The organism is Planktothricoides sp. SR001 (genome assembly GCF_001276715.1).
Classification (GTDB): domain Bacteria; phylum Cyanobacteriota; class Cyanobacteriia; order Cyanobacteriales; family Laspinemataceae; genus Planktothricoides; species Planktothricoides raciborskii.
Genome location: NZ_LIUQ01000016.1, coordinates 40242 through 51745 on the forward strand (window position 1 = coordinate 40242; position 11504 = coordinate 51745).

The 11504-nt window shown below is 46.6% G+C and carries 6 protein-coding genes; 4 read left to right on the forward strand and 2 right to left on the reverse strand.

Going from position 1 to position 11504, the window contains the following annotated elements:
• The first annotated feature begins 564 nt into the window (after positions 1-564).
• From AM228_RS35180 to AM228_RS11665, 4 genes are all read left to right on the forward strand, one after another.
• Complete coding sequence (locus tag AM228_RS35180; RefSeq protein ID WP_054466281.1) at positions 565-3939, forward strand: Calx-beta domain-containing protein; 3375 nt, start codon at positions 565-567, stop codon at positions 3937-3939.
• A 181-nt stretch (positions 3940-4120) separates the two neighbouring features.
• Positions 4121-4684 carry a peptide deformylase gene (gene def, locus AM228_RS11650; protein WP_054466282.1) on the forward strand — a complete coding sequence of 188 codons (564 nt, stop codon included), beginning with the start codon at positions 4121-4123 and terminating at the stop codon, positions 4682-4684.
• A 96-nt stretch (positions 4685-4780) separates the two neighbouring features.
• Complete coding sequence (locus AM228_RS11655; protein WP_054466283.1) at positions 4781-4978, forward strand: hypothetical protein; 198 nt, start codon at positions 4781-4783, stop codon at positions 4976-4978.
• Between the two features lie 1718 nt (positions 4979-6696).
• Positions 6697-8052, forward strand: a complete 1356-nt coding sequence (locus AM228_RS11665; protein WP_072160740.1) for a PrsW family glutamic-type intramembrane protease — start codon at positions 6697-6699, stop codon at positions 8050-8052.
• Between the two features lie 63 nt (positions 8053-8115).
• Here AM228_RS11665 and AM228_RS11670 read toward each other — a convergent pair whose 3' ends face one another.
• On the reverse strand, positions 8116-8820 hold the full coding sequence (locus AM228_RS11670) for a hypothetical protein (RefSeq protein WP_054466285.1): 705 nt from the start codon (positions 8818-8820) through the stop codon (positions 8116-8118).
• Positions 8821-9356: 536 nt separating this feature from the next.
• Complete coding sequence (locus tag AM228_RS11675; protein WP_054466286.1) at positions 9357-11036, reverse strand: CHAT domain-containing protein; 1680 nt, start codon at positions 11034-11036, stop codon at positions 9357-9359.
• Between the last annotated feature and the right edge of the window lie 468 nt (positions 11037-11504).

Below are 11504 nucleotides of genomic sequence, written 5' to 3' on the forward strand. Positions count from 1 at the left end.
ATCCGGGATTGAAAAAATTTTAGCTGCTAGTCTTTCTACCTTGTGCTAACCAAACAGCGAGCCGCTGTACAGGTCATCGGGCTGCCGATCGCCAGCCTGCGATCAAGTCGTCCTAGGATTTTTGCCAAGGTTTCCGCTATTGTGTTAGACAAAAACTACGGAATCCTCCGGAAAGCTGATGACCAGAGGTGTCCGTGGTTTATTTTTTGATTGTCGTCTCGTGGAGATGTCAAATATGTCGTCAGGTGCATTTCCATATAGGGTTCAATGGCGCTCAGTGTTCTCCCTCGTGTTGGAACCTCCAAGTGATAGATTGGTGCGATCGCCTAGATCAATCAACTTCTCTGGGTAAAAATAACCAACCAGTCAACGGATATTAGCGGCGAGAAAGCTTTCTCGCTCCTACACCATCAATTTCCTAAGCAATGCTGATGGACAAGTAGACAAAAATCTAGAGGAATCTAGCCCGGGCTATTTTCTCAGAGGCGATCGCGCCCCCACAAGCCAATTTGGATATCATTGGCTTCAAGCTTAACCAGTTTTATCAGTTTATAGGTTCAAATCATGGAAGAGAACATAGCAATCAGCCAAGATGAACGTAAGGATTTTTCCGTCGGAGTTTCTTATAGCGCTGGCCTAGGAAAAGATACCGTAATTGGTACATTGTCCGATGATAATCTGCAAGGCAACGAAAACAACGACGAACTATACGGTAACAAAGGCAATGATGTCCTCAATGGCAATCAAGATGATGACATAGTTTACGGCGGTGAGGGAGATGACGCCATCAATGGTGGTGCCGGAAACGACACACTCTACGGCGATGGGAAAAATAACGACACAGACACAGACCCTTTAACCAGTGGGTTCGGTAACGATGTCATCTCCGGGGATCTTGGGGATGACTGGATCTATGGCAACCAAGGAGATGACCAACTCGATGGGGGTGATGGAGAAGATCGCCTCTGGGGTGGGCAAGGCAACGATTTGCTCTCCGGTGGCAATGGCAACGATGACCTCAACGGCGACCTGGGAGACGACATCATCGTCGGTGGCAATGGCAACGATACCGGCAATGGTGGCGATGGCAACGACCAAGTATTTGGTGAAGAAGGCGATGACTTTCTCATCGGTGGCAAAGGCAGCGATCTGATCGATGGGGGTGCTGGCAATGACCAGATCCTAGGGGATGACCCCAGCTTGTCCTTTGGCTTTGGCAACAATAACGACATCATCCTAGCCGGTGATGGCGATGATATTGTCCTCGCAGGTTTTGGCGACGACCAAGTATTTGGCAACGCAGGCAATGACATCATTGATGCCCAGGACGGCAATGATCTCATCTATGGTGGCCAAGGCAACGATACCGCCAGTGGTGGCGGTGGCAATGACCGGATGTTTGGGGACAAAGGCAATGATGTGCTGATCGCCGGATCTGGAGATGACGAAGTTTCTGGCGGAGAAGGAAATGATCAGATCAGCGGCAACGAAGGCAATGACATCATCAATGGTAACGATGGAGACGATACGGTCTATGGGGGGCAAGGCACCGATATTTTGCGGGGGGGTGCTGGCAGGGATTTAGTCTTTGGCGATAAAGGCAACGACACCTTAATTCTTGACCCAGGAGATACCGTCACTGGCGGGGAAGGGGATGATGTTTTCCGCCTGATTCGGGGTAACGGTGCGTTTAACCCCGCTGAAGCAGCGAACATCAGTGATTTTCGGGCTTACGGCACAGATTTGCTTCAGCTAGATGGAGCCATGAAGTTTGAAGACCTGAATATTTTTGATGGCATTGGCGAAAATGCTGGGAAGGCGATCGTTCAAGATAAACTCACCGGCCAAACCCTAGCCGTATTAAATGGCATTACTGCTGCTGACTTAACTCGCGACAAGTTCCTCCCAGTGTCCCAACCCCAAGCCCCCGCCTCCCAGGAGAATCAAGAATTGCAACCCAGCATTCCGGCCACCAGCGGACCTGGCGCAGTCACGCCGCCGCAGCCAGTTCAACAAGAACCAGCAGTGATCTCGTTTAGCTTGGGGGAATTCATCCTCAACGAGAACGGTGAACAGATAGGAGCCCCGATTACCGTGAAACGTACCGGCGGCTTGACTCAAGAAGTAAGCGTTGATGTGGCTCTCACCACCGGAACCGCCACACGAAAAAGCACGGTAGCGGAAGGCGAACAGTTTGATTTCGACGACACCGATTTCCCCTTGAAGGTTACCTTCGCAGCCGATGAAAGCGAACAAAAGGTGGTAATTCCCCTGGAGGACGATGACCTCGATGAACCCGCAGAAACCATTGAGTTAGCATTGACCAATCTTCAGGGAGAAAATGCTGAACTTGGCGACCAAACCACTGCCACGGTAAAAATTCAAGATAATGACGATCCGGGTAACTTAGAGTTTGCGGCTGCGGAATATATCGTAGAAGAAAATAAGGGATCGATTGATGTTCAGGTGAGACGCAACGGTGGCACCAAGGGGAATGTCTCGGTTAATTTGATTTTGGATGCGGCGGCTACCCCCACGCCTGGGACGCAATTGGCTACCCCTGGGACTGATTACACCAATATCTTTGGTAGTAGCGGCTTGCGTGTGGAGTTTGCCAATGGCGAAAGTGTGAAAACCATCAGCATTCCCATTTTGGACGATACTCCCCCCACCCCAGATGGGACGAAAGAGATTAAGTTAGCCTTGGCTAATCCCAATCCCTCCACGGCGCAATTTGATTCCATCAAAAATACGACAGTCAAGATATTAGATGATGATATTCCGACGCTGACCATTAGTAAAATCGACGATCTGGCCGATGAAGCCGACCCCAGTAATACAGCTACTTTTGAAATTAGCAGTAGCTTAGGTGCTCAACAACCGCCTCAACTGGTCAATCTTCAAATTGGTGGCACCGCTAAACTTGGGGCTGACGATCCCGCTAAACCACCTCAGCCCCCAAGTGATTATATTATTTCCGGAATCACAGACCCGACAAAAACTGCCGTCACCATTAGCGGAGGTACGACCCAGTTTACGGTTTCCGTACCCAAGGATCTCAATGATACCGAGACAGAAGGGCCGGAAACTATCATCATTGACCTGCTACCCGGTACGAATCCCACAGCCTACAATATCGGCGCCGATAAAAGTACCACCCTCAACCTGTTGGATGATGATAAACCTACGGTTTCCCTGGAAGCCTCTGGGCGAATTGCGGAAAATAATTTGGCTCAAGCCGTTGATTTGACATTTACCCTCAAGGGGGCAATCAAAGCACCAATTACAGTCAATTACACCGTTGGCGGATCCGCTGAGAATGGATCTGACTATACAATCAGTGCCACTAGCGTGACGTTTAATCCCTCGGATTTTAATTCAGCGACTAACACAGCAACCAAAAAAGTCAAGGTGTCTCCGTTGGACGATCTCACCCGTGAACCCAATGAAGTGATCGATGTCGTCTTACAAGAGCCACCAGGGGGCGAATATGCCCTAGATCCTGAGAAAAATCAGACGACGGTGACGGTTTTAGATAATGAAACATCGGTATTAATTTTTACTCCCAGTGACCCCCTTGCCCTGGAAGCAGGAAATGCCTCGGAAATTGGGGGAGAATTTAAGATTAGCCGTTTTGGCGGTAGCGCTAACGAGGTGGTCGTGAATTACCAGATTGATAACACGGTAAAGGATTCCGCAACTCCTGGTATTGACTATGACACCAGCAAGCTGCCTAATTTTAATGCCGCCTCACTGACCGGAAGCATTACCATTCCTGTGGGTCAAGAAGCAGTCACAATCCCAATTACACCTCTGAATGATCGGGTCGGCGGTGAGACGTTGACTGAATTTATTACCTTTAAGTTGCTTAAGGGCAACGGGTATGAAGATCCCCTCGGGGCTGAAGCCACGATTCAATTGATTAATAATGGTGGCTAATTTTTGCTTCTGGTGGTTATTGGTTATTGGTTATTTGTTATCTGGCATTTAATTCCCAGAACGAATAACCAATAACCAATAACGTTTCTGGTGATGAATCGCGCTTCACTTTTCGTTACGATGGAAAATAACTAAACTAGAAAACTAAATCTGGAAATTTAGCCCAGTTAGCCAAAAGCCAATGAGTTCTCAAATTCTGGTAGAAAAGAAAAAGTTAGATCAGCCCCCGTTAGAGATTCACTATCTGGGCGATCGCGTCTTGCGTCAAAATGCCAAGCGCATTGCCCGGGTTGATAGCGAAATTCGCGAGTTGGTGCGGGAAATGCTGCAATCCATGTATAGTGCTGATGGCATTGGGTTAGCAGCGCCCCAAGTGGCCATTCAAAAACAATTGATTGTGGTGGACTGCGAACCGGATAACCCCGCTACTCCCCCGGTGGTGTTGATTAATCCGACGATTAAGAAATATAGTCGGGAATTGTCGGTTTTCCAAGAAGGTTGCCTAAGCATTCCTGGCGTGTATTTGGAAGTGAAGCGCCCAGAGGCGATCGAGGTGGCTTATAAAGATGAGCATGGCCGACCAAAAACTTTAACCGCGAATGGTTTATTGTCTCGTTGTATTCAACATGAAATGGATCATCTCACGGGGGTTCTGTTTGTTGACCGGGTAGAAAATTCTCTCGCTTTAACCGAAGAACTGACAAAACATGGTTTTTCGCCGAAAGCTGTTCATAAATTGACTTAAGTCTAACGAAAATCTTTCTTGTTTACGGTTGACAGTGAACTGTCAACCATTTTTTAGCTTACCTAATTCTTACCTAATTCTTACCTAAATATTGTCATGCCAATCGATCCAAAAAGTTATCTCTATCTCGGTGGTGCTTGTATCGCCGGAATTGCAGCGGTCGGTTCAGTGTTTGAATTATCTTCTGGAACTCCGCAGCTTGGTACGGCGATCACAAGTGTGATTCTTACTCTAAGTGTGCCATTGGGTGGTTTTTTATTTGTTGCCGCTATTCGTAATGCTCAAGGTAATTAATCTCAGCTAAGATTAATTAGATTAATTATAAAAAAGGGAATAATTTTTCCCTTTTTTCCTTTGGTGATTATTTATGTACAGCGTTTTTATGATTAGGGCACCACAAATATAGTTATTTCAATTGTGCGATTCGTTCACGCGGAAAGTGGACGGGGAAACCCTGAAGCGTGCGCGTGGTAATGATTCCAAAAGGAGTCGTTATAACTGTGGGTTTGTTGACTTAGTGGAAGTCAATCACCCGGATTTCCTAGCACAAACTAGGGGTGGTTAGGCATCAGCCCCACCCGGAGACTCACCATCAAAGGCGTGAAGCGGGCTGAAAAGGTGGTAACTCTCAACCAGTGAGGGAATCCCATCAATCCAATTAGTGAAGGTCAACCGTGAGGTGATTGTCCGACTTGAACCCTCTCAATAACTAAGTAGCGAAAACTGGTTGATACGCTGCGTTCAAAAGGAACAAGGGGAATAGGCAGGAATTTAATTGAATTACCTGCAAAAGAAATCCCATGTATTACCCAGGGGGATAGGGCAGCATCCTAAAACTAATCATCCCAAACCCACGGAACGAAGTAACCCCATACTGGCTCTCAGCAATGAGTAGCAATAAGTGTAAGCGGATACCTATATGGGGAAGGGATGCCTCTGGAAGCCAACGGCTGGGGTAACGCCCAGCAGATGCAGACTAGAGGTGATGCGGCGAAGTTAGTGCGGTTAGTAGTTTCCTAATACGCCATGAGCCAACCTTCAAGGTTAGGTATAGGATAAGTGCAAGTCACCAAGGAGACGAAAAGGCAGTGAGACTATGCCAAAAAGGATGACGTGAGTCGCCTGATTAGGAGCAAGTTAAAAGCAAGCGCCGCCAGGAGCCGGATGCGGTGAAAGTCGCACGTCCGGTTCTGAATGGGAGGTGGGGAGAGCGATTTCCCCATCGACCCCTAACAAGATTAATACAATTATCTAGGGGCGCAAGCCGCCGCGCCCCTACGATATCTGTTGATTTGCTTCTTTGGGCGCGGCGGTTTGCGCCCCTGATGCTTTGTCTCAAGTACAATTGAAATAAATATATAGCGGTTATGATCCCGATGAAGTACAGAGGTCTTCTGGATTCCCGCGCGGGAATGACAGGGTTTTTTTATACTTCATAACTCTGCCAAGTGCTATATTGGTAAGGGCGAAGCATTCCCGGCAAAAATTCACGCTTCTAACCATCTAACTTCTGCCAGTATTGGTAAGGGCGAAGCATTCCCGGAACAAATTCACTCTTCTAACCATCTAACTTCTGCCAGTATTGGTAAGGGCGAAGCATTCCCGGCAAAAATTCACGCTTCTAACCATCTAACTTCTGCCAGTATTGGTAAGGGCGAAGCATTCCCGGCAAAAATTCACGCTTCTAACCATCTAACTTCTGCCAGTATTGGTAAGGGCGAAGCATTCCCGGCAAAAATTCACGCTTCTAACCATCTAACTTCTGCGGGAATGCTTCGCCCCTACAAGCGCCCGTTCAAATCGATGTCAACGAAAATTTGATCATAATTTTCTCCATTTTCTCCGGGATGAACCAGGGCGAAGCATTTTGACCCAAATTTGAGGATTTTTCCAGAAATTTTTGCCAAAATGCTTCGCCCCTACAATGTCCCTCTAGGTTGGGAATGGGATATAATGGATGATCTTGGATTGTCTGCCAAAATTTATTTATCATTAAAATCATTTAAAATTCCATGACCCAGAAAGATCCTGAAGAGGCTTATCTACGACAAATCTTTCATGGAACGGGAAACACAGGTCAGCCAGATATCCCCGGTCAACCACCCCAGCGTTATCCCTTGTCTTCAACGGTTGAGGTGGTGCTAGGACGAGATCCGAGTTGTCAAATTCTGGTACAGCCCCAACAATATGTGATGGTTTCTCGGCACCATGCGGTGATTAGACCTAAGCAAAATCTCCCTAATGGTCAAACCTATTGGGAAATTTGCGATTTGAATAGTTCTAATGGGACTTTTGTTAATGGGAAACGGTTGCGCGGTTCTCAAAAGTTGATGGTGGGCGATCGCATTTCTTTGAGTAAAAATGGCCCAGAATTTATTTTTGAAGATGTTAGCCCACGTCAAACAATAGTCAACAATACTCCGCCAAGCCAAGGCGGTAAACAGTCAGGAATATTACCATCTCAATCGGCAAATAATCTCACTTTTACCCAATTATTCCCGATTCTTTCTACAGGTCGGGATTTAAGGCGGAAAGCTTATTTAATTCCCGGTAGCATTACGGTGTTATTTGTAGTTTTGATGTTTGCTACTTTGGGCAATGCGAGTTTATTTAATCTGTTACTTGCGGCTTATTTGAGCATTAGTGGTTATTATTGTGTTTACCAACTTTGTGGCAAACATAAGCCCTGGTGGTGGCTTTTCGGCTGTGCGATCGCCACTATGGTGGTGCTATTAAGTCCGCTTTTATCTGTGTTTATTTTTATTTTCCGAGACATTTTGCCCGGTTCACTTCCCGATCCGACAAATGTCTCGTTTTTCCATTTACTTACTGCCATGTTTTTTGGCGCCGGTTTAATGGAAGAATTGGTAAAAATTTTGCCCGTTTTGATGGCATTGGTGATAGGCCGATCGCTGCGATCGCCCTGGAGAGAACGCTTAGGAGTTTGGGAACCCCTGGATGGGATTTTATTAGGCAGCGCCTCAGCGGTTGGATTTACCCTGTTAGAGACTTTAGGACAATATGTACCGCAGATTGTTCAAGAAGTCGGAGAACTCCAAGGATTACAGTTATTAATTCCTCGGATATTAGGATCTGTGGCCGGTCATACGGCTTACAGTGGTTATTTGGGCTATTTTGTCGGCTTGAGTGTGTTGCAACCCAAGCAACGTTGGTTGATTTTAGGGGTGGGATATCTTTGTGCCTCTGGTTTGCACGCCCTCTGGAATTCTACAGTAATTTTGGGATATCATGTCCTGGCCATTGTGGGCATTTTATCTTATGCGTTTTTAGGCGCTGCCATTTTGAAAGCGCGATCGCTCTCCCCCACGCGAGCAGAAAATTTTGCCACTCGGTTACGAGGGCAATGATGGCTGAATGAGATGGCTGAATGATTGCCTGAATTATGGGCTAGATCATTTTTTCGGAAACAATTATTGACCCAATTCTTCTATTTGGTTTAATTCGGCTAAAGCATAACGGGCGATCGCAAAACTGACGCGAGCTCTTTCAATCTCTGATAGTTCCGTCCACTGGCAAACACCGGAATTCAACCCATCTGCTCCTACCAGGGTTGATTCCGCAGAGTTGCCCCGCATGGCAAAGGCGAATGGACGCGCTAATACTTGCAAGTCTTCCTTAGCCCAGTCCGGTAACAAGTGATGAACGCATTGCACCAGTTGCTCCGCTAATGGCATCTGGTTCAGTTCTTGACAGCCGGTTTGAATGACTTCGATCGCCGAGGTGGCGATCTCCTCTAACCATGTCACCGGCACAAAATCCGCAAATTTGGCATAAATTGCTTGTTTTAGTTGGGCAATTGCGCGATGTTCTTGATGATGTTCTTGATGATGTTCTTGATGACTTTCTTGATAGTTTTCTTGATAATTTGCTCCATCGACTTCCTGCCAAACTTTTTCTAATTGAGCTACCCAGATTGGGGTTCTCGCGGCCAAAACCTCATCGGTAAGCTCTTCCAACCCACAATCTTGTTCGATCGCTTGAAAATAAACTTCTGACTCTGGGTCTGCGGGATTCCACGGATAGGCAATTTCATCTATTACCAGTGAATCCAATAATTCCAACTCTACCGGAAATGAGTCTGGGAAAAAGCTAGACTTTTTTGATTGATTAAACATTTTGATTCTGCTCCTGATCTTGGGATTGCTCCCATTCTATTCTTACCGCTACCTACAACGGTATTTTTGATAGTTCCGCATATATTATGAAGGAAAATATGAAGGAAAAATTGACTCAGGGTCATTTGTTATTTGTTATTTGTTATTTGTTGTTATTTGTTTGTTGGTTATTTTTTGTTAATTATTTGTTATTGGTTATTTGTTGTTTGTTGTTAAGCATTTGTTATTTGTGATTCGCTGAAATCATAACAAACAACCAACAACCACCAACCAAAGAATCCCTACCCAACAACCAACAACCACCTTGCCCTTCGACTTCGCTACCTTCGACTTCGCTACCTTCGGCTTCGCTACCTTCGACTTCGCTCAGGCCTCAACTTCCGCGAAGCGATGTCCTGACCCCTGACCCCTGACCCCTGACCCCTGACCCCTGACCCCTGAGCCGGTCGGGATGCGAAGGGTCGAAGGGTTGGGATGCGAATGGCCGAAGGGCAACCAACAACCAACAACCACCAACCACCAACCAACAACAAATATTACTGTCCTTCAATTACAAACTTTAAGGTTAAACCCTGGGAACTGCCAAATTTAATCTGATCCCCTGACTTGAGGGGGACTTCTTGATGGTGAATTTTTTGCCATCCTTGCGGGGCTAAAATTAACGTGCCATAACGAGAAAAGTCCCGCAAAAAATAGGCCGGTTCTTGGTTTTCTTGACCAGAAATATCCCGATAAAATATTTCTGCGTGTTGTTGCGATACCCAACGTTCTTGAATCACTAAATCATTTTCCGATCGCCTTCCTACGGTTAAGCGTCCCCCTTGAATGTGCCACACTTGTTCCGGGGAAAATTGTTGGCTGTAATCCTCCACAGGTCGCAACGATGCCACTGGTGCAGAAAAGCTTAAGGCTGTGGTTGAATTGTCCGGCAATTGAGTAATTAATGATTCCAAAGATTGAATCAGTTCCCCGTTAAAGTCTGGGTGCATATATAACACCGGCAATGACCAAGCGGGTTGATTAAATTTGTAAAGCGTTAATAACTTTTGGCGGGCGATCGCCACTGCCCGATCAATCGCCATTCGGTTGGCTAACCCCGCAGCAAAGGCTTGAATAAAGCTTAACGCTTCTTCGTCGGTAATTTCATCCCGCATGGCCAAAACTGCGGGCAATCCGTGATGAATCAGCACTTCCGCTAAACTACTGCGGGGAATCGCTTGTTGATTTTCCCGGATAAATGGTTGCGCCCCCCAGCAAGTGTTAAAAACCGCCAAAACTACGCCATTGGCAACGAGAAGTTGGGCTAATTCTGTACCGCTAAGGGTGGTATTTGGTCGCAGTAAAAGTTGACCCCCATCGGGGGCTTTTACCCCATGACCTGCATAAAAAATAATATTATATTTGCCGGTTTCTAATTGTTGGATTAGTTCAGCTTTGGTCGGTTGAATTAATGTATGCACATAAGAAGGCACCGTGGGCATTGGTAGATGGCGATCGCCTTCCTTTTGGCTGACAATCGGCTGTTGTAAAATTTTTCTTAAAGCATCCGCTTCTTTGGCCAATTGTAGAGGAATGTTAGGTTTTTCCGGTTCGGCATCACTGCCCAAAACCAGCAGGATATTTAAATGATGACTACTGGTGACATTAGATAATGGGTCTACATCACTGGTGGTGCGACTAAATCGCAATTGTGGATTGAGAGAAATCGCCGGTTTCCCTGCCTTTGGTTGGCCGATCTCCCACGGCAAGGCGATTAAATTCGGATCTCTAATATCTAATTGCACTCGTAAGGGTTGTTGCTTGCCGATCGCAATGCCTAGACTTTGGGCGAACGTGCTTTCAATTGCATCTTTAAAGATAAATTCCCAAAGATTTGTGCCCAGTTCCAGCATCAATCTCGAACTATAGCTGATGGATTCACCGATCTGATTCGGGAAAACGGCAATTTCTGAGCCAAAAGCCGGGGGGTTGGGAGAAAACATTTGCTGCCATGCTTGCCACCTTTTGTTGAGGCTGTCTGACCAAAGACAGTCGTGATGGACGTAGCCTCCAGGATAAGGTGCTTTGACGACCCAAATGGCGAAATGACTCCCAGGGTGATTTGTCCCACCCGTTCTGATGGGGATGTCCTGGGTCGGGGTCAACGACCCTTGACCCAGACTTTCTTTTAATGGCGCGATCACAATGCTCAGACACGGCATCTCAGACTGAGACATTCAACTAGGACTCTCTGTTTAAACCGATTTTCTTCCAGTTTATCTGCGATCGGTTCAGGGATTACAGTTTTTGGTGTTGCTACGTTTTGAGGGATGGTTTTCCCGAATGGGGCGATCGGCCGACAGAATGGGGGCAGGTTTCGCGGGGGCAGGCTTCAGGTCAAGTTTCCCAGCTACTTTAGGACTTACGCAAGGGATAACCTTGGCTGATATTGATGCAGAAAGAGTCAAAGCGTTTCGGGAGTGGGCGGCGAGTCACTCAAGCGATCGGGCATCTTTATCCGATAAAGCGATTAGCCGAGAAAGCATTTAAGTAGACGGGCAGAAATAAATGCACCACAGACCCCATTAGAGGAAAGAGGATGCATAGGCAAGAGGATGCATAGGAAAGAGGATGCATAGGAAAGAGGATGCATAGGAAAGAGGATGCATAGGAAAGAGGATGCATAGGAAAATTCTCTATTCTCT

Coding starts and splice junctions, on each gene's coding strand:
- AM228_RS11675 (WP_054466286.1), bottom strand. CDS start 11,036: ATGTCTCAGTCTGAGATGCCGTGTCTGAGCATTGTGATCGCGCCATTA.
- AM228_RS11670 (WP_054466285.1), bottom strand. CDS start 8,820: ATGTTTAATCAATCAAAAAAGTCTAGCTTTTTCCCAGACTCATTTCCG.
- AM228_RS11655 (WP_054466283.1), top strand. CDS start 4,781: ATGCCAATCGATCCAAAAAGTTATCTCTATCTCGGTGGTGCTTGTATC.
- AM228_RS35180 (WP_054466281.1), top strand. CDS start 565: ATGGAAGAGAACATAGCAATCAGCCAAGATGAACGTAAGGATTTTTCC.
- def (WP_054466282.1), top strand. CDS start 4,121: ATGAGTTCTCAAATTCTGGTAGAAAAGAAAAAGTTAGATCAGCCCCCG.
- AM228_RS11665 (WP_072160740.1), top strand. CDS start 6,697: ATGACCCAGAAAGATCCTGAAGAGGCTTATCTACGACAAATCTTTCAT.